This window comes from Pseudonocardia hierapolitana (assembly GCF_007994075.1).
Taxonomy (GTDB): Bacteria; Actinomycetota; Actinomycetes; order Mycobacteriales; family Pseudonocardiaceae; genus Pseudonocardia; species Pseudonocardia hierapolitana.
On sequence record NZ_VIWU01000001.1, the window covers coordinates 8680971 to 8703485 of the forward strand.

A 22515-nucleotide genomic window follows, 5' to 3' on the forward strand; every position below is an offset into this window, starting at 1 on the left:
CTCCCCGTGGACCTGCCTCCCGTCACCGCCCCCGACGTCGACGCCCGGCGCGCCGCCGTCGCCCGCCACGCCGACCTGGACGTGCCTGACGGGGCGCTCGGCAAGCTCGCCGAGCTGGGCGTCTGGCTCGCCGCGGCCCAGGGCGCCTGCCCGCCGCGCCCGCTGGCCCGGCCGCGTGTGGTGGTGATCGCGGGCGACCACGGGATCGCGGCGGCCGGCGTGTCCGCCCACGCGCCCGGCGCCACCGCGCGGCAGGTGACCGCGGTCCGCGAGCACACGGCGCCGGTCGGGGTTCTCGCCGCGGTCGCCGGGGTGTCGGTGCGGGTCGTCGACGTCGCGCTCGACAGCGATGGCGACGACACGGGGCGTCACCGCGTGCGGCGCGGCAGCGGCCGGATCGACCGGGAGGACGCACTCACGGCCGACGAGACCGAGAAGGCGATCGCCGCCGGTCGGGCGCTGGCCGACGAGGAGGTGGACTCCGGCGCCGATCTGCTGGTGCCTGCCTCGCTCGGCGTCGGGGCCACGACCCCGGCGGCCACGCTCGTGGCCGCCCTGACCAGCACGGAGCCGGTCGCCGTGATCGGGCGCGGCAGCGGGATCGACGACGCAGGCTGGATGCGCAAGGCCGCCGCCGTCCGCGACGCGCTGCGCCGCGCCCGCCCGCACGTGCGCGACCCGCTCGCCCTGCTCCGGGTCGCAGGTGGCGCCGACCTCGCAGCGCTCACCGGATTCTGCGTACAGGCCGCGCTGCGGCGCACCCCGGTGCTGCTCGACGGGCTTGTCGTGGGCGCGGCCGCGCTGCTGGCCGACGAGTTGGCGAAGGGCGCACGGGACTGGTGGCTCTACGCCCAGCGCTCCCCGGATCCCGCGATGGCCCTCGTCGAAGAGCACTTGGGCCTCTCCCCCGTGCTCGACCTCGGCGTCCGGCTCGGCGACGGCACCGGAGCGGTTGCCGCCGTCCCGCTGCTGCAGATGGCCGCGCGGCTGCTGGCGGAGACCGACGCCAGTTGAGGTCGCTCCGGTTCGCGCTCGGCCTGCTGACCGTGCTGCCGGTGCGGCCGGTCGAGCCGACCGCCCGGCTCGGGGCCGGCGCGCTGCGCTGGGCTCCGGTCGTCGGCGCTGCGCTGGGCGCGGTGGCGGGAGGACTGCTCATCGGGCTGGCAGCGCTCGGGGTACCGCCGCTGGTGGCGGGCCTGCTCACCGTCGGTTTCCTCGCACTCGCCACCCGCGGCATGCACGTCGACGGCCTGGCCGACACCGCGGACGGCCTGGGCTGCTACGGCCCGCCGGAGCGCGCGCTCGCCGTGATGCGCGAGGGTGGGGTGGGCGCCTTCGCCGTGGTGACGCTCGTGGTGGTGCTCGGCGCGCAGGCCGCGGCGCTCGCCGAGCTGGCGTCCACCGGCCCGTCCGCCGTGGCGGCCGTCGCACTGGCCGCGGCCGCCGGCCGGGCGGGTTTCTGCTGGGTGGCCCGGCGCGGGGTGCCCGCGGCCCGGCCCGGCGGCCTCGGCGCGCTCGTGGCCGGGTCGCAACCGTGGTGGGTTCCCGCGGCGTGGTGGGCGGCGCTCGCCGCCGCCGGCCTCGCCCTGGGCCCGCGCGCCACGATCGGGGTGGCGCTGGGCGCCGCGCTCGTCGTCGCGCTGTCCTGGCACACGGCCCGCCGATTCGGCGGCATGACCGGCGACGTGCTCGGCGCCGCAGGCGAGCTCGCGACGACGGCGGTTCTCGTGGCCGTGACGAGCGGCTGACGAATCTTCCAGCGTGCGCTGGCCCTCGGCGCTGGCCGTTGCTTCAACGCGAGATTCTTCCCGGCGCGGGTATGACCGTGAGAAGTACGGCGGCCTGCGGGCCAGAGCGGTGGTGCGCCGGTGGGATCGATCATCCGGGCGCCGAGCGCCGTGACGGATCAGCCGGCCGGGACCAGGCTGCGCATCCAGCTGTGCGTGTCGGGTGCCACGCCGCGCTGGATCTCCGTCAGCAGCTTGCGCAGCTTCATGGTGATCGGGCCGGGCTGGCCGCCACCGATCACGACTTCACCCTCGTTGTGCTTCACGCGGCCGATCGGGGTGATCACCGCGGCCGTGCCGCAGCCGAAGACCTCGCTGATCCGCCCGTCGGCGGCACCCTCGAGCCACTCCTCGCCCGAGACGCGCCGCTCGGTGACCTGGCACCCCAGCTCCTTGGCCAGCACCAGCAGCGAGTCGCGGGTGACGCCGGCGAGGATGCTGCCGGTCAGGGAGGGCGTGACCACCTCGACGTCGTCGCCGGAGCCGAACACGAAGAACAGGTTGTTCGACCCCATCTCGTCGATCCACCGCCGCTCCTCCGCGTCGAGGTAGGCGACCTGGGCGCACCCGTGCTGGGCACCCTGAGCCTGCGGCAGCAGCGAGGCCGCGTAGTTCCCGCCGCACTTCGCGGTGCCGGTGCCGCCGAGGGCCGCGCGCGTGTAGTCGGTGGACAGCCACACGTCGACGGGCTTGATCGCCCCCGGGAAGTACGGGCCTGCCGGCGAGGCGATCAGCGCGTAGAGGTACTCCGCGGCCGGGCGCACCCCGAGCCCGACCTCGGTGGCGATCATGAACGGCCGCAGGTACAGCGAGTCCTCGCCGCCTGCCGGCGGCACCCACTCGCGGTCGATGCCCACGAGCTCCTCGAGCGAGGCGAGGAACAGGTCGTCGGGCAGCTCGGCCATCGCCATCCGCGCAGCCGACGCCCGGAAACGGGCCGCGTTGGCCTCCGGGCGGAAGGTCGCGATCGACCCGTCCGGCTGCCGGTAGGCCTTGAGCCCCTCGAAGATCTCCTGGCCGTAGTGCAGCACCATCGTGGCCGGGTCGAGGCTGAGCGGGCCGTACGGCACCACGGCGGGATCGTGCCAGCCCACACCGGTGGTCCAGCGGATGGTGACCATGTGGTCGGTGAAGTACCGGCCGAACCCGGGATCAGCGACCAGCTCCGCACGCCGGGCTGCCGGCACCGGTGAAGGGTTCGGGGTGCGGGAGAACTGCTCGCTCATACCGCAGACGGTACTAGGCGGCACAACGGTCGGACGTCCGACCATCGCCATCGGACCCCGACTCGCGGGGACCCCAGGGCGCGACTCGCGGGCGGGGGGCATCCGGCCTCCGCGGGTCGCCGGGTCAGCGCACGTGGGAGGGGACGAACGGGGGCTTGACCACCGTGCAGTCGAGTGCTCGGCCGCGGACGTCGACGCTCAGCTGGTCGTCCGGGCCGACGCCCGACGCGGTGTCGATCAGGGCGAGCGCGATGCCCGTCTTCAGGGTCGGGGAGAACGTGCCGGAGGTGGTGGTGCCGACCTGCTCGCCCTCCGCGAGGACCGCCATGCCGGCACGTGGGACGCCGCGCCCGGTGGCCCGCAGCCCGCGCAACCGCCGCGACGGCCCGGCCTCCTTCTCCGCGAGCAGCGCCTTCCGTCCCCAGAACTCCGGCTTGGACCAGCCGACGGCCCACCCGCTACCGGCCTGCACCGGCGTGATGTCCTCGGAGAGGTCCTGCCCGTGCAGGGGGTAGCCCATCTCGGTGCGCAGGGTGTCGCGGGCGCCCAGGCCCGCGGGGCCACCGCCCAGCGGCTCGGCCGCGGCGAGCAGGTCGTCCCAGACGCGGAGCGCGTCGTCGGCAGGCACCAGCAGCTCGTAACCGCGCTCCCCCGTGTAGCCGGTGCGGCACACGCGAAGACCGGCGACGTCGGCGAACGCCATGTAGTCCATGCCGGCGAGATCGGCCGCGCCCGGCAGGACGGTGACGAGCGCCTCGGCGGCCCTCGGCCCCTGCACGGCGAGCACGGCGAGGTCCCGGTGCCGGTCGCTGATGCTCACGCCCTCTGGGGCCGCCGCTCGCAGGAGCTCGGCGACGCGGGCCGCGTTGGCGGCGTTCGGCACTGCCAGTACCTCGTCGGGTCCGACGAGGTAGACGATGATGTCGTCGACCACGCCGCCGGTCTCGGTGCAGCACAACGTGTACTGCGCCTTCCCCGGCCCGATCTTCCCGAGGTCGGCCGTGAAGCAGCGGTTCACGAACTCCGCGGCGCCCGGCCCGGTGATCGCGAGCTTGCCGAGGTGGCTCACGTCGAACACGCCCACGGCCTCGCGCACGCTGGTGTGCTCGGCCACCGTGCCTGCCGGGTAGGCCAGTGGCATCGACCAGCCCCCGAACGCGCCGAGGGTGGCGCCGAGCGCGATGTGCCGGTCGTGCAGCGGGCTGGTGAGGAGGTCGGCCACGCGGCGAACCTACCCGGACGCGGGTGCCCTGCCGCGACCGAGCAGCGTGCAGAGCGTCCACGCGACGGCGAGCGCGACGGCCGTGATCACCACCTGCCGGGTGGGCAGCAGCACGGCCAGGCCGACGCACAGCAGCAGGCCGAGCCCGGACGTCCAGCGCGGCCAGCTGCGCTCGTCGGGGGACAGCCGCAGCGCGGCGAGGTTGATCACGGCGTAGTAGATGAGAACCGAGCAGGCCGAGAGCGCGATCGCCGCGACCGGGCCTGCGAGCGCCGCGACACCGATCGTGACGAGGCCGCCGGTGAGGTCGGCGCGCCACGGCGTGCCGCGTGAGGAGATCGCGGCGAGTCCGCCCGGCAGCTCCCGGCGCCGCGCCATGGCCAGCGCGGTGCGGCTCAGCCCGACCAGCACGGACAGCAGCGCCGAACCTGCCGCCACGGCCGCCCCGGCGCGGACGAGCACGCCGAGCGCGCCCGTCTCGCCCGCGTCGACCACGGTGACGAGCGGCGTGGCCTCGGTGGCGAGCCGGTCAGGGCCGAGCCCGACCAGCAGGGCCGCCGCCACGAGCAGGTAGGTCAGCAGCGTGATGCCCAGCGCCAGCGCGACGGCGCGGCGGATCGTGCGGCGGGGATCGCGCACCTCCTCGCCGAGCGTCGCGATGCGCGCGTACCCCGCGAACGCGAAGAAGACGAGCGCGGCCGCGGTGAGCACACCGACGCCGCCCCCGGGACCGCGCACCGCTTCGGCGTCCGGGTTGGCCAGTGCGCTGACGGCAGCGGGGTCGGGACCGAGCAGCCCGATCACCACGACGACCATGAGCACGGCGAGGGTGCCCCCGACCAGGGCGTACGCCCCTCGCGCCGTCCAGCGCACCCCCGAGATGTTCAGCACGGTGGCGGCGACGATCACCAGCACGGCCGCCGGCAGCGGCTGCGACGGGAGGACGTAGCTGCCGAAGACCCCGGCCGCCGCGGCCGCCGACGACGTCTTCCCGACCAGGAACGCCACGCCGGCGAGCCGCCCCGCGCCCGGGGCGAGCCGCTCCCGGCCGTAGACGTACCCGCCACCGCTCTCCGGGTGGGCGACGGCGAGGTCGGCGGTGGAGGCGGCGTTGCAGGTCGCGACGATCGCCGCGAGCAGGACGGCGAGCAGCAGCCACGGCCCCGCAGCGGCCGCGGCGGGCGCCCAGACCGCGAACACACCGGTGCCGAGCATCGCGGCCAGACCGAGCACCGTGGCGTCGGCCGTACCCAGTCGGCGCTGCAGGCTCGAAGACACGGCGTCCACCCTTGCACCCGGGCCTGCCCGGTCCTACGGCACGCGGGTGTCATTAGCATTTCGAACCGGTCTCGCCCCCCTTCTCCCGAGAGGACCCCCACGCGTGTCCACCGACCTGCACATCGCGGACGGCTCGCCCGTCACCGCCGACGTCGACGCCGTGGTCATCGGCCTGCTGCCCGCGGCGGAGGGGGAGGAACGCCCGCGCCTCGCGCCGGGCGCGACCGAGGTCGCCGAGGCCTTCGGCGGCGAGGCCGAGCTCGTCGACCTGCTCGCCGTGCTCGGGGCCACCGGCAAGGCCGACGAGGTGGTGAAGCTGCCCACCCGCGGGGCGATCACGGCGCCGCTGCTGGTCGGCGTCGGGCTCGGCGCGCCGGACGAGGGCGGGGAGCCGCACGCCGAACAGGTGCGGCGCGCCTCCGGGTCCGCGGCCCGCGCGCTGGCCGGCACCGAGCGCGCCGTCAGCACGCTCGGGCGGCTCGACCTCGGCGCTGCGGCGGAGGGCACGCTGCTGGGCGCTTACACCTTCACCGCGTACCGCTCGAACGGCGGCGGCCGCACACCCGTCGGCAGCGTCGGGCTCCTCGCCGAGGACGGGCAGGAGGAGGTCCTGCGCACCGCCACCGCGGTGGCCTGCGCCGTGCGCACCGCCCGCAACCTGGTCAACACCCCACCCAACGACCTCTACCCCGAGACGTTCGCCGCCCGCGCGAAGGAGCTCGCCGAGGCCGCGGGCGTCGAGGTCGAGGTGCTCGACGACGAGGCCCTCGCAGAAGGCGGCTTCGGCGGCGTGTTGGGCGTGGGCGGCGGGTCGTCCCGCAAGCCCCGCCTCGTCCGGCTGCGGTACGCGGGCGGATCCGAGCCGCGTGCGAAGGTCGCGCTCATCGGCAAGGGCATCACGTTCGACACGGGCGGCATCTCGATCAAGCCCGCCGCGAACATGGACCACATGACCTCGGACATGAGCGGCGCCGCCGCCGTGATCGCCACCACGGTGCTCGCGGCGCAGCTGCAGCTCCCGGTGGCCGTCACCGCCACCGTGCCGATGGCCGAGAACATGCCGAGCGCCACCGCCTACCGGCCCGGCGACGTGCTGCGGATGTACGGCGGCAAGACCGTCGAGGTGCTCAACACCGACGCCGAGGGCCGGCTCATCCTCGCCGACGCGATCGTGCGCGCCGCCGAGGACGAGCCGGACTACCTGGTGGAGACCTCCACGCTCACCGGCGCCCAGCAGGTGGCGCTCGGGATGCGCACGGCCGGCGTGATGGGCAGCGACGACCTCCGCGACCGCGTGGCCGCCCACGCCCGCGCCACCGGCGAGGACGGCTGGGCGATGCCGCTGCCGGAGCACATGCGGGGTGACCTGGACTCCCGGATCGCCGACATCGCGAACGTCACCGGCAGCCGGTGGGGCGGCATGCTCGTGGCCGGCACGTTCCTGCGCGAGTTCGTGCCCGACGGCCTGCAGTGGGCCCACATCGACATCGCGGGCCCGAGCTTCCACACCGGAGGCCCGTACGGCTACGTGACGAAGGGTGGCACCGGCGTGCCCGTCCGCACCCTCCACGCCCTGCTGACCGACATCGCGAAGAACGGCTGACCCCACCCCGGCGAGTCCGACGTCCCGACACGGCGAGTCGGGCGTCCCGACACGGCGAGTCGGGCGTCCCCGCTCACCTGAGGCGACTGCCTGTAGGTGAGGGCCTGCTGACGGCGCCGCGCATCGTGCGGGGCGGGTAGGCCGGGGCCTGCCCGTCGTGACGCGCGGCGCCGCCAGCAGGCCGGTGTCACGGGCACGTGAGGGTGGATCTCCGTGCCCGTCGCGCACGTGGTGTGCGCTCGCGCACCCCCTGTCGGCCCGCGCGACCTGTCGACGGGTTGTGTGAGCCGAGAATGGGTGCGTGAGCTGCGGAGATCAGTCCGAGCAGCACACCACCGCCCCGGCGGGGACCCTGATGTGCATCTCGTGACGATCATGGCCGTCGTAGCCGGTGGTCGTCCTCGCCCAGCGCAAGATCGCCGGTTCGGTGCGCTCGCTGCGGCTCGGACAGCCGTGGGTGCACCGAATCGCCGATCATCGAGGTGTCACGGAGCCTTGATCGCTGTTCCGGCGCCTTCGCGGCTGGATTCGGCCGTTGAGGCGCCGAAGCCTCGATCATGTCCGCGCACACCGCCTTCGGTGGCGCCGCGCGCCGACCGGGCAGGCCCCCGGCCTGCCCGCGTAGCTTGCCCGGAGGGGCCGCAGAGGCTCAGAGGTCAAGGGTCGCGCAGCGATCGCGAAGCGACGCGAAGCGCCCTTGAGCTCTGAGGGGCGGCCCCGCACAATGCGCGGCGCCACCGAAGGCCACCCGATCGCCGGACTCGCCGTGCCGGTTTGTCGGACTCGCCGCGTCGATTCGCCAGACTCGCCGCGTCGATTCGCCAGACTCGCCGCGTCGATTCGCCAGACTCGCCGCGCCGGTTTGTCGGACTCGCCGCGTCGATTCGCCGGACTCGCCGCGTCGGTTTGTCGGACTCGCGGCTCAGGGCTCGAGGTCGGCCTGGCCGGCCCGTTTGCGGCGGATGCGTTCGCGGGCGTCGTGGTCGCGCATCCGCTGCGGGTAGCCCACCAGCTGCACGTCGTAGACGGGCATCGCGAGCGAGCGGGCGAACTTGCGGGCCGCGGCGGGGTCGGCGACGCGCCGCCTCGTCCAGGCGCCGTGCTTGTCGACCAGCAGCAGCGTGGTCTCGGTGACCGTGGTCCGTGGTTCGACGAACCCCTCGACGCCCTCGTGCGCCGCGGCCCAGGCGCGCAGGTGCGCTAGCCCGTCCGTCGCGGACGGTCCGCGCGAGCCGATCCGACCCTTCGTCAGCCTTGCCAGCAGGCCCATCCGACCCACCTCCCGTTCGGCTCAACGCATGATGCCGGTGATTCGCTCCCGGGCCACCAGGCGCCGCGCCCGGCACCGGCGGATGACAAGATGGCTGCGGCGGCGTGACATGCCGCGTCCACATCCGTGGCAGCCGATCGGTAGGGAGTACTCACGTGCCCGAGCACAACGCGGACCTGGTCGTTCTCGGCGGGGGTTCGGGCGGCTACGCCGCCGCGCTGCGCGCCGCCGAGCTGGGCATGTCCGTGGTGCTGGTGGAGCGCGACAAGCTGGGCGGCACCTGCCTGCACTACGGCTGCATCCCCACCAAGGCGCTGCTGCACGCCGCGGAGGTGGCCGACGCCGCCCGCGAGGGCGACAAGATCGGTGTGAAGAGCTCCCTCGCCGGCATCGACATGGCCGGCGTCAACGGCTACAAGGACGGCGTCGTCGCCCGGCTCTACAAGGGACTGCAGGGTCTCGTGAAGTCCCGCAAGATCAACCTCGTGGAGGGCACGGGGCGGTTCGAGGGCCCCAACGCCGTGGTCGTCGGTGATGATCGTTACGTCGGCCGGAACGTGGTGCTCGCCACCGGCAGCTACGCCAAGTCGCTCCCCGGGCTCGACATCGGCGGCCGGATCATCACCAGCAACGAGGCCATCCACCTCGACTCCGTGCCCAACCGGGTGGTGGTGCTCGGCGGCGGCGTGATCGGCGTCGAGTTCGCGTCGGTGTTCCGCAGCTTCGGCGCCGAGGTCACCATCGTCGAGGCGCTGCCGCGCCTGGTACCCGCCGAGGACGAGTTCTCCTCCAAGCAGCTCGAGCGCGCGTTCCGCCGCCGCAAGATCGCGTTCAAGACGGGCGTGAAGTTCACCGGCGCCAAGCAGACCGAGGAGTCCGTCACCGTCTCGCTGGAGTCCGGCGAGGAGATCGAGGCCGACGTGCTGCTCGTCGCCGTCGGCCGGGGCCCGAACACCGCGGGCCACGGCTACGAGGAGGCCGGCATCGCCATTGAGCGCGGGTTCGTGCTCGCCGACGACCGGCTGCGCACGAACCTGCAGAACGTGTACGCCCTCGGTGACATCGTCCCCGGCCTCCAGCTCGCCCACCGCGGCTTCCAGCAGGGCATCTTCGTCGCCGAGGAGATCGCGGGGCTCGCCCCGGCGCCGATCGACGAGGCCGGGATCCCGCGCGTCACCTACTGCGAGCCCGAGGTCGCGTCGGTCGGGCTCACCGAGGCGCAGGCACGGGAGAAGCACGGCGACATCCAGACGCTCGTCTACGACCTCGCCGGCAACGGCAAGAGCCAGATCCTGCAGACCCAGGGCGCGATCAAGCTGGTCAAGGCAGGCGGTGAGGGCACGCCGGGCCCGGTCGTCGGGATCCACATGGTCGGCGCCCGTGTCGGCGAGCTCATCGGCGAGGCCCAGCTCGTCTACAACTGGGACGCCCAGGCCGAGGACGTCGCCGCGCTCGTGCACGCCCATCCCACCCAGAACGAGGCGTTCGGGGAAGCGCACCTCGCGCTCGCCGGAAAGCCGCTGCACAGCCACAGTTGATCTGCTGAGCCGCACGGCCCGGCCCCGATCCCCCGAACCGCAGAAAGAGGAGCTCCGACCCGAAATGGCCTTCTCCGTCCAGATGCCCGCCCTCGGTGAGAGTGTCACCGAGGGCACCGTCACCCGGTGGCTCAAGCAGGAGGGCGACCGGGTCGAAGTCGACGAGCCGCTGCTCGAGGTGTCCACCGACAAGGTCGACACCGAGATCCCCTCGCCCGCCGCAGGCGTCCTGCAGCGCATCGTCGCGGGCGAGGACGAGACCGTCGAGGTCGGCGGCGAGCTCGCCGTGATCGGCGACGCCGACGAGGCGCCTGCCGGCGACTCCGGCGGCGACGTCGAGACGGTGGAGCCCACCGTCGACGCGCCCTCCGAGGAGGTGGCAGAGGCCGAGGAGCCGCAGGCACCCGCAGAGGCCCCCTCCGACCGGGACGAGCCCGCCCCTGCGCCGCAGGCTGCCACCGCGCCTGCCGGCGAGGGCACCGCGGTGCGGATGCCCGAGCTCGGCGAGAGCGTCACCGAGGGCACCGTCACGCGGTGGCTCAAGCAGGTCGGCGACCGCGTCGAGGTCGACGAGCCGCTGCTCGAGGTGTCCACCGACAAGGTCGACACCGAGATCCCCTCCCCCGTTGCCGGCACGCTGCTGGAGGTCACGGCGAACGAGGACGAGACGGTCGACGTGGGCGCGCAGCTCGCCGTCATCGGCGAGCCCGCGGCAGGCGGCCAGCAGGCCTCGGCCGCCGAGCCGGAACCGGCGCCCGAGCCCGAACCGGCCCCCGAGCCCGAGCCGGACCGCAAGCCGGAGCCGCAGGCACCGCAGGCCGAGGAGCGCCCGTCCGACGACGGCGCCGCGGCCGCGCCCGAGGCCGCCGCCGAACGCCCACAGCCGGAGGAGCCCCAGGACGACGGCGCGCGCGGCGGAGCACCGTACGTCACGCCGTTGGTGCGCAAGCTCGCCGCCGAACACGACGTGGACCTGTCCACGATCAGCGGCACCGGCGTCGGCGGCCGCATCCGCAAGCAGGACGTGCTGGCCGCGGCCGAGGCGAAGAAGCCCGCCCCGGAGCCCGCTGCCGCCCCCGCGGCCGCGCCGGCCGCGGCACCGTCGGCACCGGCCCCGTCCGGCGCGCCCGCGCGCCAGGTGCCACGACCGGCGGCGGGCGCCCCGGAGCCGGGCACCACGGTGAAGATGCCGCGCCTGCGCCAGCTCATCGCCCAGCGCATGACCGAGTCGCTGCGGGTCTCCGCACAGCTCACCACGGTGCAGGAGGTCGACGTCACGCGCATCGCCGCGTTGCGGGCCCGCGCCAAGGCCGAGTTCGAGCGGCGCGAGGGCGTCAAGTTGACGTTCCTGCCGTTCTTCGCGAAGGCCACCGTCGAGGCGCTCAAGGCGTTCCCGCAGGTCAACTCGTCGATCAACGAGGAGACCAAGGAGGTCACCTACCACGGGGCCGTGCACCTGGCCATCGCGGTGGACACCCCCCGCGGCCTGCTCGTGCCCGTGATCAAGAACGCCGAGGACCTCAACATCTCCGGGCTGGCCCGCAAGATCGCCGACGTCGCGCAGCGCACCCGCGACGCCAAGATCGGCCCCGACGAGCTGTCCGGCGGCACGTTCACGATCACCAACATCGGCAGCGCGGGCGCGCTGTTCGACACGCCGATCATCAACCAGCCGCAGGTCGCCATCCTCGGCACGGGCAAGATCACCAAGCAGCCCACGGTCGTGACCGGCCCCGATGGTGACGACGTCATCGCCATCCGCTCGGTCTGCTACCTGCCGCTCACCTACGACCACCGGATCGTCGACGGTGCCGACGCAGGGCGGTTCGTGAGCGCGATCAAGGCCCGCCTCGAGGAAGGCGCCTTCGAGACCGACCTGGGCCTGTAAGGAGGTCGTGGGTGGATACGCGTGCCCTGCACGCGTATCCACCCACGACGGCGGAGTGGTCGGGTGGAAGGCAAGAAGGGCGCGCTGCTCGGGTTCCTGGCCGCGCAGCGAGCCAGCGTGCTGGCGATCATCGACGGACTCGACGACGCCGCCCTCACCGGCAAGGTCCCGCCGCTGGGCTGGACCCCGCTCGGCATGGTCGAGCACCTCGAATACGCCGAGCGGCACTGGTTCCAGGAGGTCCTCACCGGGTCGGCCGAACCGCTGTCCTGGCCGGACGACGACCACACCCCGCTGAACACGCCGCGCCCGCCATCGGTGGTCTTCGCGTTCTACCGCGACCAGTGCCGGCGATCCGACGCCATCCTCGCCACGACGCCCCTCACCACGCCCGCGGTCGGCCGCCACGACGGCCCGGACGCCGACGAGTTCGTCGATGCGCGCCGGATCGTGCTGCACATGATCGAGGAGACGGCCCGCCATGCCGGTCACCTCGACATCGGACGCGAGCTGATCGACGGGAAGACGGGCCTCGGCCCCCGCTGACCCACGGCCACCGGTCGCAATCCCGGCCGGCTTCGGAGAGGATCTCCGCCGTGCGTGTCGTCGTCGCCGGTTCGTCCGGCCTCATCGGTACCGCCCTCGTCGCCGACCTCCGGCACGCGGGGCACGAGGTCCTGCGGCTCGTCCGGCGGGCGCCCGCCGCACCGGACGAACGCGGGTGGGACCCGCCCGCCGGCCGCATCGACGACGGCACGTTCGACGGCGTGGACGCCGTGGTCAACCTGGGCGGCGCCGGCATCGGTGACCGGCCGTGGAGCGGGGCGCGCAAGCAGCTGCTGCGCGACAGCCGCAACGTCCCCACCGAGGTGCTCGCGACGGCGGTCGCGCGGCACCGGGTTCCGACGCTGCTCAGCGCGTCGGGGGTGCACTTCTACGGCGACACCGGCTCCCGCGTCGTGGACGAGACGGCCCCGTCCGGCAGCGGGTTCCTCGCCGAGGTGTGCCGCGACTGGGAAGCCGCGACCGCACCGGCGGCCGCGGCCGGTTCCCGCGTGGTGCTGATGCGCTCGGCCGGCGTGCTGGCCCCGCACGGCGGACTACTGGGACGGCTGCGACCGCTGTTCTCGCTGATGCTCGGCGCCCGGATCGGCACCGGTCGCCAGGCGTTCCCCTGGATCTCACTCGACGACGAGGTCGGGGCGATGCGGTTCCTGCTGGAGCACGACGAGGTGGCGGGGCCGGTGAACCTCGCCGGCCCGGAGCCCGCCACGAACGCCCAGTTCACCTCGGCGTTCGCCGAGGTGCTGCACCGCCCCGCGGCGTTCGTCGTGCCGGGGGCCGTGCTGCGCGGGGTGCTGGGGCAGCTCGCCGAGGAGCTCGTGCTCACCGGCCCGTTCGCCGTGCCGGCGGTGCTGCAGAAGCGCGGCTACCCCTTCCGGCACCTGACGGTCCGCGAGGCACTCCAGGCTGCGGTCGAGCGTCCCTGAAACCTGCGCAGCGCGCAAACTTGCGTGGCGCGCAGGTTTTTCGCTAGCCTCGTTCCATGGCCGGGCTGCGCGAACGCAAGAAGCAGGAGACCCGTGCCGCACTCAGCTGGGCCGCGCTCCGCATGGCCGTCGAGCGCGGCCTGGCCGGCGTCACCGTGGACGAGATCGCCGCCGAGGCCGGCGTCTCCCCGCGCACGTTCAACAACTACTTCGCCAGCAAGTACGAAGCCATCGTGTGGCGGCACCTCGACCGCTTCACCAGGATCGCCGAGCAGCTGCGCACCCGCCCCACCACCGATCCGATCTGGACGGCGCTCACCGATGCCGTCCGAGCGGTGTTCGGGACTCCCGGCCCTGCCGAACCCGGCCCTCCGTCCGCATGGACCGCCGGCGTGCGGCTGCTGATCGAGCAGCCCGAACTGCGCGGCGAGTTCGTGAAGGCGGCCGCAGCGGCCGAACGCGAGCTCGCGGCGGCCGTGGCGGAGCGGACCGGCACCGATCCCGACCGGGACATGTACCCGCGGCTGGTCGCCGCCGCGGTCGGGACGGCCGTCCACGTCGCCAGCGAGCAGTGGCTGCGCGCCGATCCGCCGGTCGCGCTCGCCTCCCTGCTCGACGACGCACTGCGCCAGTTAGCGGCCGGCCTGCCGGACCCGCGCACCTAGATCCACATCCCGACCGAGCGTCCCGCGTCGGCGGGACGCCGAACCGTCCTGCCCCGAGGAGGGCTCATGTCGTACGACGTCGTGATGGTCGGCGCCGGTCCCAACGGCTTGCTGATGGCGGGCGAGCTCGCGCTCGCCGGGGCCGACGCGGTGGTGCTGGAACGCCTGCCGGAACCGTCCGCCCAACCCAAGGCGAACGGCCTGGTGGGCCGGGTCGTGGAGGCTCTCGACCGGCGGGGCCTCTACCAGCAGTTCAGCGGCCAGGACGGGCCGCCGCTGCCCGCGCCCACCTTCATGTTCGGGGCACTCCCGCTGGACCTCACCCGCCTCCCCGGCCACTCCGTCCACGCCCTGCCCATCCCGCAGCGGCGGATGGAGGAGCTGCTCGCGGAGCGGGCCGCCGCCTTCGGCGTCGGCATCCGGCGGGGGCACGAGGTCACCGCGGTCCGCCAGACCGCCGCCACCGTCACGGTCGACGTGCTCGGCCCGGACGGTCCCTACCGGCTCGACGCCCGCTACCTGGTCGCAGCCGACGGCGGTACGAGCGGCATCCGCAAGCAGCTCGGCATCGGGTTCCCCGGGATCACCGACGACGGGTTCGTCTCCCGAGCGGGCCACGTCGGCATCACCGCCCCCGTGGCCGCGTCGGCGACCGGCGAGCTGGACGTGCCCGGCATCGGCCGCCTGGCCCCGGCGTCGTTCCTGCGCACCGAGTCCGGGCTCTATCGCATACGGGATGTTCGAGCCCGGCCACTACCGCGTGAGCGCGTTCGAGTGGGGCGAGACCGGCGTCGAGGACAGCGACGACATCCCCCTCGAGGAGCTGGCCGCCGCCCTGCACCGGGTACTCGGCACGGAGCTCCCCCTGACGCCGCCTCCGGGCGGGCGGCCCCACCACCTGCGGCGGCGAGTGGGGGTCAACTCCCGGCAGGCCGACCGCTACCGGTCCGGCCGCGTGTTCCTGGTCGGCGACGCGGCCCACGTGCACAGCGCCGTCGGAGGGCCTGGCCTCAACCTGGGCATGCAGGACGTGCTGAACCTGGGCTGGAAGCTCGCCGCCACCGTGCAGGGCTGGGCGCCGGGCGACCTGCTCGACACCTACGAGAGCGAGCGCCGCCCCGCCGGGGAGCGGGTGATCATGCACACCCGCGCCCAGAGCGCGCTGCTGGCCCCGGGCGCGAACACCACGGCACTGCGGTCGCTGCTCACGGAGCTGCTGGATGACACCACCACCCTGCGCCGCGTCGCAGACCTCATGGCGGGCGCCGACCTGGTGTACCCGACCCGGCTCGACGGCCCGACCCACCCGCTCACCGGCCGCTGGGCACCGGACCTGCCGCTGAGCGTCGACGGCCGGGACACACGGGTGGCCGAGCTGCAGAGAGCCGCCCGCCCGGTCCTGCTCGACCTGGCGGGACGGGCGGATCTGACAGCCGCGGCGCACGGGTGGACCGACCGCGTCGACATCGTGGCCGCCACGACCCCCGACCCGCCCGCCGACGCCCTGCTCCTGCGCCCCGACGGGTACGTCGCGTGGGCAGGTGAACGCGATGCGGAGGGGCTGCGACGGGCCCTGCGCGCGTGGTTCGGCGCGCCGGCCTTCTCCACGGCGGGGGTAGCGTGACCGGCATGGTGACCCGCTCCTGCCGCCGCAGCACCGAACCCCTGCGGATCGACCGCCTCGGCACCGTCGAGTACCGCACCGCGTGGGACGTCCAGCGCGCCAACGCCGACGCCCGCCGCGCCGGCACCGGCCCTGACGTGCTGATGCTGCTGGAGCACCCCTCGGTCTACACGGCGGGCAAGCGCACCCGGCCCGAGGACCGCCCCACCGACGGCACCCCCGTCGTGGACGTCGACCGCGGCGGGCGGATCACCTGGCACGGACCAGGGCAGCTCGTCGGCTACCCGATCATCGGGCTGGCCGAGCCGCTCGACGTCGTCGACTTCGTGCGGCGCCTCGAGGAGGCCCTCATCCGGGTGGTGCACGACGCCGGGATCCCGACCGCGGGTCGCGTGGACGGGCGCAGCGGAGTCTGGCTGCCCGCCGGCGACCGCAGGCCCGAACGCAAGATCGCCGCCATCGGCGTGCGCGTGCAGGGCGGGGTCACCCTGCACGGTTTCGCCCTCAACTGCGAACCCGACCTCACCGCGTACGACCGGATCGTGCCGTGCGGCATCACCGACGCGGGCGTCACGTCACTGGCAGCCGAGCTGGGCAGGCCGGTGCCGGTGTCCGAGATCGTCGACGTTGCGGGCGCGGCCGTCGAGGCGGTCCTCGACGGCACGCTGCCGGTGGCCGAGCACGCCGTGCCGCGCGCCGCCGCTCCGGCCGGGCTCGACCTGCGCCTGCACCCGGCGCTGCAGTAGTCGGGAACTTGCGGTGATCAGGCGCCCCGGTCGTCCGGGGCGCGGCCGTCCTCACCCCCGCGCTCGCGGCCCTTGCCCGCCGCGAACGCGATCCCGAAGGCGATCCCGATCGGGATCCCGAATGCCAGGTTGTCCATCATGAGCCCGATCGCGACCCCGAGCGGCAGGCCCAGCGCCAAGGAGCTCGCATCGATCCACCCGTTGCGTCCCATGCCGCCCGACCGTACCGGAAATCCGTAATTACGGAGAAGCGGTGGCGGATGGCATGCTGATCGGATGACCGACGACCGCGACGTGCCGGAGCGGCTCGCCGAGCTCGAGCGCCGCGTCGCCGCGCTGGAGGGGGCGGGCGCACCGACCCGCAGCGAGCCGGGGACCGGCACCGTCCGCTACGCGGGTGAGGTGCACCTGCACGGCGACGTCACGTGGGAGATCGCTCTCGACGCCGCCACGGCGCTCGACCTGGCCGACGAACCGCGCGTGGCCGTGCTGGCCGCGCTCGGACACCCGGCACGGGCCCGGATCGTCCGCAGCCTGCTGGCCGACGGCCCGCGCAGCACCTCCGCGCTGCAGGAGGCGGCCGAGCTGGCCTCGACCGGCCAGCTCTACCACCACCTGCGCACGCTCACCCACAGCGGCCTGGTCGAGCAGGACGGCCGCGGTTCGTACCGCGTGAACGCCCGCGCGGTGGTGCCCGTGCTCGTGCTGCTCACCGCGGCCGCGGACGTGGCGGGCCAGCTGCGCTAGAGCTGCCGCGGTCGAGCCGGCTCAGTCGAGCTGCGGCGCGACCTGCGAGGCGATGAGCTCCACCTGGTCGAGGTCGGCGAGGTCGAGCAGCTGCAGGTAGATGCGGGTGATGCCCGTCTTCTCCCGCCACTCCCCCAGCCGGTCGACCACCTCGGACGTGGTGCCTGCGAGCCCGTTGGCGCGCAGGTCGTCCACCTCGCGCCCGATCGTCAGCGCCCGGCGCGCCACCTCGGCGTCGTCGCGGCCCACGGCGATCACCTGTGCGACCGAGCGCACGATCTCGGACGGGTCGCGCCCGATCGCCTGGCAGGCCGCGTCGACCCGCCCGAACTGCGCCGTCACGACGTCCATCGGCGAGAACCCGACGTTGAACTCGCTGGCGAACCGGGCCGCGAGCGCGGGCGTGCGCTTCGGGCCGTGCCCGCCGACGATCACCGGCGGGTGCGGCTGCTGCACGGGCTTGGGCAGCGCGGGCGAGTCGGTGAGGGTGTAGTGCCCGCCGGAGAACGAGTACAGGTCGCCGGGCAAGGTGCCCCACAGCCCCGTGATGATCTCGAGCTGTTCGGCGAGCCGGTCGAACCGCTCGCGCAGGCCCGGGAACGGGATGCCGTACGCGGCGTGCTCGGCCTCGAACCAGCCGGCACCCAACCCCAGCTCCACGCGGCCGCCCGACATCTGGTCGGCCTGCGCCACGGCCACGGCGAGCGGCCCGGGCAGCCGGAAGGTGGCCGAGTTCACGAGCGTGCCGAGCCGGATCCGCGACGTCTCGCGCGCCAGCCCGGCGATCGTGAGCCAGGCGTCCGTCGGGCCCGGTTCCCCGGAGACGTCGCCCATCTTCAGGAAGTGGTCGGAGCGGAAGAACGCGTCGTAGCCCGCAGCCTCGGCGGTGGTGGCGACGCGCAGCAGGTCGTCGTAGCTGGCCCCCTGCTGGGGCTCGGTGAAGATCCGCAGGTCCACCCTGCGAACCTAGACCCGCCCGGTTTGCTGCCTGCGTGCAACCTCCGGTCGGCGCGAGGCCGGGGCGTAGCCTGGGGCCGTGACGATCGCACCCGAGGGTCGCAAGCTCCTGCGCCTGGAGGTCCGCAACAGCGAGACCCCGATCGAGCGCAAGCCGCCGTGGATCCGGACGAAGGCCCGCACCGGCCCGCACTACACCGAGCTCAAGTCGCTCGTGCGCTCCGGCGGGCTGCACACGGTGTGCGAGGAGGCCGGCTGTCCCAACATCTACGAGTGCTGGGAGGACCGGGAGGCCACGTTCCTCATCGGCGGCGAGCAGTGCACCCGCCGTTGCGACTTCTGCCAGATCGACACCGGCAAGCCCGCCGACCTCGACCGCGACGAGCCGCGGCGCGTCGCCGAGTCCGTGCGCACCATGGGACTGCGCTACTCCACGGTCACCGGCGTCGCCCGTGACGACTTGGAGGACGGCGGTGCGTGGCTCTACGCCGAGACCGTGCGCCAGATCCACAAGCTCAACCCGGGCACCGGCGTCGAGCTGTTGATCCCCGACTTCAACTCGCGCGACGACCAGCTCGCCGAGGTGTTCGGCTCCCGCCCCGAGGTGCTCGCGCACAACCTGGAGACGGTGCCGCGGATCTTCAAGCGGATCCGGCCCGCGTTCCGCTACGAGCGCTCCCTCGAGGTCATCACGAAGGCCCGGTCGGCGGGGCTGGTCACCAAGTCGAACCTGATCCTGGGCATGGGCGAGACGCCGGACGAGGTCACCGCCGCGCTGCACGACCTGCACGAGGCCGGCTGCGAGATCATCACGATCACGCAGTACCTGCGCCCGTCGGTGCGCCACCACCCGGTGGAGCGGTGGGTCAAGCCCGAGGAGTTCGTCGAGCACTCGAAGGTGGCCGAGGAGATCGGCTTCGCCGGCGTGATGGCCGGGCCGCTGGTGCGCTCGTCCTACCGGGCCGGGCGGCTCTACGCCCAGACCGTGGCGCACCGCGGCGAGGAGCTCTCCCCCGAACTGGCCCACCTGGCGGCCGAGGGCCCCGCGGCCCAGGAGGCGAGCTCACTGCTGGCGCGCTGACGCCCGGCGCCACCCCGTATCCTCGTCACATGGCCGGTGGGAAGCCCGACAAGGAAGCGAAGCAGGCTGCCAAGCGCGCGCGGCGTGCGGCGTCCAGGGCGCGCTACAAGCAGATCTGGCAGGCGTTCCAGATGCAGCGCCGCGAGGACAAGGCGTTGCTGCCCCTCATGGTGGGCGCGCTGCTGCTCTCGGTGGCGGTCTTCTTCGTGATCGGGCTGTTCTTCGACCTGCACTGGATCCTGCTGCCGCTCGGCATCGCGGTCGGCGTGCTGGCGGCCGTCAGCCTCTTCGGGCGGCGGGTCCAGCGCAACGTCTACAGCAAGGCCGACGGGCAGCCGGGCGCCGCGGGCTGGGCCCTGGACAACCTGCGCGGACAGTGGCGGGTCACCCCCGGCGTCGCCGGCACCACCCACCTCGACGCCGTCCACCGGGTCATCGGCCGGCCCGGGATCATCCTCGTCGCCGAGGGCGCCCCGCACCGGGTGAAGAGCCTGCTCGCGCAGGAGAAGAAGCGCACTGCCCGCATCGCGGGCACCATGCCGATCTACGACGTGATCGTCGGCAACGACGAGGGCCAGGTGCCGCTCGCCAAGCTGCAGCGCCACCTCATGAAGCTGCCGCGCAACATCAGCCGCCAGGAGATGGAGTCGATGGAGGCGCGCCTGGCCGCCCTCGGCTCGCGCGCGGCGGCCATGCCGAAGGGCCCCCTGCCCGCCGGCGCGAAGATGCGCAGCGTGCAGCGCACCGTCCGCCGCCGCTGAGAGGTCACCGGCTGCGGACGACCACCGTGCGCGTTGCGCGGTCGTGCCAGCCGCGGCCGTCCTCGTCGCGGGCCAGCGCCGGCAGCACGAGCGCGATCATGGCCGTGCGCAGGAGTGCTCGCGGCACGCCGACGACCGCGGCCGAGTCCAGCGAGGCCACCCGGATGCCGAGCGCGGTCATCCCCGCGCTCGCGCCGAACACGGCCACCGGCACCGCGGTGAGCACGTACCAGATCCCGAGCACCGACCACCCGAGGTTCGGGTCGCCGAACGCGCCGGGCCCGGCGAGCAGGGCCGCGATCCCGTACGCCAGGAGCCAGTCGATCGCGAGCGCGGCGAACCGGCGTCCCAGCCCCGCCACCGAGCTCGCGCCCTCGGCGGGCAGGCCCAGCCGCTCCCCCGGGTACGGGCCGCCCGCCTCCGCAGGAGCGCCGGGCAGCCAGGACTCGATCCAGCGCGCCATGCGGTCCAGCCTATGCGCAGCCGGGGAGGCGGCGGCCCGCGGAGCCGGCACCGCCGCTGCCGGACGGGTGAGGATTCTGTGACGAGGACCGGCCCGCCGGTCGAGTCCGTTAACGTCTGCGAAACGAACGAGTGACCACCGGGCAACACGGCACCCATAGCGTCGCCGCCGACGAAGGCAGTTCTACCCGACCAGCGTGTCGCATGAAGGAGTCAGTGGGTGTTCAGCAACTCCGAAGAGGTCCTGAAGTACATCTCGGACGAGGGTGTCGAGTACGTCGACATCAGGTTCTGCGACCTCCCCGGAGTGATGCAGCACCTCACCGTCCCCGCGTCCACGGCCGGTGACCTGCTCGAGAACGGCGCGGCCTTCGACGGCTCGTCCGTCCGCGGCTTCCAGGCGATCAACGAGTCCGACATGGCGCTCTTCGCCGACGCCGCCACGGCCCGGCTCGACCCGTTCCGCAAGCACAAGACGCTGAACATCAACTTCTTCGTGCACGACCCGATCACGGGCGAGCCCTACAGCCGCGACCCGCGCAACGTGGCCCGCAAGGCCGAGGAGTACCTGCGCGCCTCCGGCGTGGCGGACACCGCGTTCATGGCGCCCGAGGCCGAGTTCTACATCTTCGACTCGATCCGCTTCGGCTCCAACCCGCAGGAGTCCTTCCACCACATCGACTCCGTCGAGGGCTGGTGGAACACCGGGCGCGAGGAGCAGGGCGGCAACCTCGGCTACAAGATCAACTACAAGGCCGGCTACTTCCCGGTGCCGCCGGTCGACCACTACGCCGACCTGCGCGCCGACATCGTCAGCAACATGATCGCCAGCGGCTTCACCGTGGAGCGCGAGCACCACGAGGTGGGCACCGCCGGGCAGGCCGAGATCAACTACAAGTTCAACACCCTGCTCCACGCCGCCGACGACATCATGCTGTTCAAGTACCTCGTCAAGAACACGGCGTGGGCGAACGGCAAGACGGCCACCTTCATGCCGAAGCCGCTGTTCGGCGACAACGGCTCGGGCATGCACGTCCACCAGTCGCTCTGGAAGGACGGCCAGCCGCTCTTCCACGACGAGTCCGGCTACGGCGGCCTGTCCGACATCGCGCGCTACTACGTCGGGGGCCTGCTGCACCACGCGCCGAGCCTGCTGGCCTTCACCAACCCGACGGTGAACTCCTACCACCGCCTGGTGCCGGGCTTCGAGGCCCCGGTGAACCTGGTCTACTCGGCCCGCAACCGCTCGGCCTGCATCCGCATCCCGCTCTCGGGCAGCAGCCCCAAGGCCAAGCGCATCGAGTTCCGCTGCCCCGACTCGTCCGGCAACCCGTACCTCGCGTTCTCCGCGATGGTCATGGCCGGCCTCGACGGCATCAAGAACAAGATCGAGCCGCCGGCCCCGATCGACAAGGACCTCTACGAGCTCCCGCCGGAGGAGGCCAAGGACATCCCGCAGGTGCCCGGCAGCCTCGGCGCCGTCATCGACCGGCTCGAGGAGGACCACGACTACCTGCTCGAGGGAGGCGTGTTCACCCCCGACCTGATCGAGACCTGGATCTCGTACAAGCGGGAGAACGAGATCGACCCGCTGCGGCTGCGCCCGCACCCGTACGAGTTCGCCCTGTACTACGACGTCTGATCGGTAGTCCTGCCTGACCTGCAGCGACGGGTCCAGGCAGCGTGATCAGGCCGTCAGCAGGCCGTCAGACGACGAAGGCCCGGTGTTCCCGTCCTCGGACGGGGGCGGCCGGGCCTTCGTCGTGCGGATCGCTCGGGACTGCTGCTTTCGCTGGGGAGGCCCGGTCACTACGCTTCTCTCCCTCCCGAGTTCAGGAAACGCCCAGCGAGCCGAAGGGGGCGGAGAATGACGGCACCGGTGGAGTGCGTGATCCTCGACATCCCGGACGGGCTGCGTCTCGACCTGTTGGGTCTCGTCGTCGAAGTGGGTCGGGTCCGGATCGTGGCCGACCGGGCCGGTCTGCTCGGCGGCCTGCTCGCCTCGTTGACGTGCGGCGGTGCGGCGGCGGCGGACAGGCTCGAGGCGATGGCGCAGATGATCCGGACTCAGGAGGGAGCGGCGCGCGAAGGCGGTCAGCCGGAGCCGGAACCGGCCAGCGCTTCGTGACCGCCCGACGGAGGCCCCGGCCCCGTCCTCGCACGGGGAGGC

General features: G+C 73.5%; 22 protein-coding genes and 1 pseudogene. 16 read left to right on the forward strand and 7 right to left on the reverse strand.

What is annotated here, in order from left to right; genetic code table 11:
* Window positions 1-6 precede the first annotated feature (6 nt).
* Both cobT and FHX44_RS41025 read left to right on the forward strand, forming a co-directional pair.
* Window positions 7-1014, forward strand: coding sequence for a nicotinate-nucleotide--dimethylbenzimidazole phosphoribosyltransferase (gene cobT, locus FHX44_RS41020; protein WP_246170873.1), 1008 nt, complete (start codon window positions 7-9; stop codon window positions 1012-1014).
* Window positions 1011-1748 (forward strand): adenosylcobinamide-GDP ribazoletransferase, encoded by a 738-nt coding sequence (locus tag FHX44_RS41025; RefSeq protein WP_147260669.1) that lies wholly within the window; start codon window positions 1011-1013, stop codon window positions 1746-1748. Before cobT ends, FHX44_RS41025 begins: the two co-directional genes overlap by 4 nt.
* A gap of 158 nt (window positions 1749-1906) precedes the next feature.
* Here the strand turns inward: FHX44_RS41025 and FHX44_RS41030 are convergent, their stop codons facing one another.
* The 3 genes from FHX44_RS41030 to FHX44_RS41040 all read right to left on the reverse strand — a co-directional run bounded on the left by FHX44_RS41030 (window position 1907) and on the right by FHX44_RS41040 (window position 5522).
* Entirely contained in the window at window positions 1907-3013 is a 1107-nt protein-coding gene (locus FHX44_RS41030) for a branched-chain amino acid aminotransferase (RefSeq protein WP_147260670.1), read from the reverse strand.
* A gap of 124 nt (window positions 3014-3137) precedes the next feature.
* Window positions 3138-4235 carry a glycine cleavage system aminomethyltransferase GcvT gene (gene gcvT, locus FHX44_RS41035; RefSeq protein WP_147260671.1) on the reverse strand — a complete coding sequence of 366 codons (1098 nt, stop codon included), beginning with the start codon at window positions 4233-4235 and terminating at the stop codon, window positions 3138-3140.
* Window positions 4236-4244: 9 nt separating this feature from the next.
* A complete protein-coding gene (locus FHX44_RS41040) occupies window positions 4245-5522 on the reverse strand; it encodes an APC family permease (protein ID WP_246170874.1) in 1278 nt (425 codons plus the stop codon).
* Between the two features lie 94 nt (window positions 5523-5616).
* On the opposite strand from FHX44_RS41040, the gene FHX44_RS41045 reads away from it, so the two are divergent.
* Window positions 5617-7116: a leucyl aminopeptidase gene (locus tag FHX44_RS41045; RefSeq protein ID WP_147260672.1), complete on the forward strand. Its 1500-nt coding sequence runs from the start codon at window positions 5617-5619 to the stop codon at window positions 7114-7116.
* Window positions 7117-8038: 922 nt separating this feature from the next.
* On the opposite strand, the gene FHX44_RS41050 is transcribed toward FHX44_RS41045, so the two are convergent.
* A complete protein-coding gene (locus tag FHX44_RS41050; RefSeq protein ID WP_147260673.1) occupies window positions 8039-8386 on the reverse strand; it encodes an oxidoreductase in 348 nt (115 codons plus the stop codon).
* 155 nt (window positions 8387-8541) lie between these two features.
* Between FHX44_RS41050 and lpdA the strand changes: the two genes are divergently transcribed.
* The 8 genes and pseudogenes from lpdA (at window position 8542) to lipB (ending at window position 16337) form a co-directional block, all read left to right on the forward strand.
* Window positions 8542-9924, forward strand: coding sequence for a dihydrolipoyl dehydrogenase (lpdA, locus tag FHX44_RS41055; RefSeq protein ID WP_147260674.1), 1383 nt, complete (start codon window positions 8542-8544; stop codon window positions 9922-9924).
* A gap of 64 nt (window positions 9925-9988) precedes the next feature.
* On the forward strand, window positions 9989-11812 hold the full coding sequence (gene sucB / locus FHX44_RS41060; protein WP_147260675.1) for a 2-oxoglutarate dehydrogenase, E2 component, dihydrolipoamide succinyltransferase: 1824 nt from the start codon (window positions 9989-9991) through the stop codon (window positions 11810-11812).
* Window positions 11813-11875: 63 nt separating this feature from the next.
* A complete protein-coding gene (locus FHX44_RS41065) occupies window positions 11876-12358 on the forward strand; it encodes a DinB family protein (RefSeq protein WP_147260676.1) in 483 nt (160 codons plus the stop codon).
* Between the two features lie 50 nt (window positions 12359-12408).
* Window positions 12409-13302: a TIGR01777 family oxidoreductase gene (locus FHX44_RS41070; protein ID WP_147260677.1), complete on the forward strand. Its 894-nt coding sequence runs from the start codon at window positions 12409-12411 to the stop codon at window positions 13300-13302.
* A gap of 56 nt (window positions 13303-13358) precedes the next feature.
* Window positions 13359-13967: a TetR/AcrR family transcriptional regulator gene (locus FHX44_RS41075; protein ID WP_147260678.1), complete on the forward strand. Its 609-nt coding sequence runs from the start codon at window positions 13359-13361 to the stop codon at window positions 13965-13967.
* Between the two features lie 114 nt (window positions 13968-14081).
* Window positions 14082-14498 (forward strand): annotated as a pseudogene (locus FHX44_RS41080) (FAD-dependent monooxygenase); the annotation flags it as partial.
* Window positions 14499-14703: 205 nt separating this feature from the next.
* Complete coding sequence (locus FHX44_RS43995; protein ID WP_147260679.1) at window positions 14704-15591, forward strand: FAD-dependent monooxygenase; 888 nt, start codon at window positions 14704-14706, stop codon at window positions 15589-15591.
* Window positions 15592-15596: 5 nt separating this feature from the next.
* Window positions 15597-16337 (forward strand): lipoyl(octanoyl) transferase LipB, encoded by a 741-nt coding sequence (gene lipB / locus FHX44_RS41090; protein WP_212612895.1) that lies wholly within the window; start codon window positions 15597-15599, stop codon window positions 16335-16337.
* Between the two features lie 17 nt (window positions 16338-16354).
* On the opposite strand, the gene FHX44_RS41095 is transcribed toward lipB, so the two are convergent.
* A complete protein-coding gene (locus FHX44_RS41095; protein WP_147260681.1) occupies window positions 16355-16549 on the reverse strand; it encodes a glycine zipper domain-containing protein in 195 nt (64 codons plus the stop codon).
* A 64-nt stretch (window positions 16550-16613) separates the two neighbouring features.
* Between FHX44_RS41095 and FHX44_RS41100 the strand changes: the two genes are divergently transcribed.
* Window positions 16614-17084: an ArsR/SmtB family transcription factor gene (locus FHX44_RS41100; protein ID WP_147260682.1), complete on the forward strand. Its 471-nt coding sequence runs from the start codon at window positions 16614-16616 to the stop codon at window positions 17082-17084.
* Window positions 17085-17105: 21 nt separating this feature from the next.
* On the opposite strand, the gene FHX44_RS41105 is transcribed toward FHX44_RS41100, so the two are convergent.
* The gene (locus FHX44_RS41105) at window positions 17106-18041 is read right to left on the reverse strand and encodes an LLM class F420-dependent oxidoreductase (protein ID WP_147260683.1); all 936 of its coding nucleotides are present in this window, start codon (window positions 18039-18041) and stop codon (window positions 17106-17108) included.
* 79 nt (window positions 18042-18120) lie between these two features.
* Here FHX44_RS41105 and lipA point away from each other — a divergent pair, with 79 nt between their 5' ends.
* Window positions 18121-19122, forward strand: coding sequence for a lipoyl synthase (lipA, locus tag FHX44_RS41110; protein ID WP_147260684.1), 1002 nt, complete (start codon window positions 18121-18123; stop codon window positions 19120-19122).
* Window positions 19123-19151: 29 nt separating this feature from the next.
* Window positions 19152-19883, forward strand: a complete 732-nt coding sequence (locus tag FHX44_RS41115; RefSeq protein WP_147260685.1) for a DUF4191 domain-containing protein — start codon at window positions 19152-19154, stop codon at window positions 19881-19883.
* A gap of 4 nt (window positions 19884-19887) precedes the next feature.
* Here FHX44_RS41115 and FHX44_RS41120 read toward each other — a convergent pair whose 3' ends face one another.
* Window positions 19888-20346, reverse strand: a complete 459-nt coding sequence (locus FHX44_RS41120; protein ID WP_147260686.1) for an RDD family protein — start codon at window positions 20344-20346, stop codon at window positions 19888-19890.
* A 219-nt stretch (window positions 20347-20565) separates the two neighbouring features.
* On the opposite strand from FHX44_RS41120, the gene glnA reads away from it, so the two are divergent.
* Both glnA and FHX44_RS41130 read left to right on the forward strand, forming a co-directional pair.
* Complete coding sequence (gene glnA / locus FHX44_RS41125; protein WP_147260687.1) at window positions 20566-21987, forward strand: type I glutamate--ammonia ligase; 1422 nt, start codon at window positions 20566-20568, stop codon at window positions 21985-21987.
* A 225-nt stretch (window positions 21988-22212) separates the two neighbouring features.
* Window positions 22213-22473, forward strand: a complete 261-nt coding sequence (locus FHX44_RS41130) for a hypothetical protein (RefSeq protein ID WP_147260688.1) — start codon at window positions 22213-22215, stop codon at window positions 22471-22473.
* Window positions 22474-22515 lie beyond the last annotated feature (42 nt).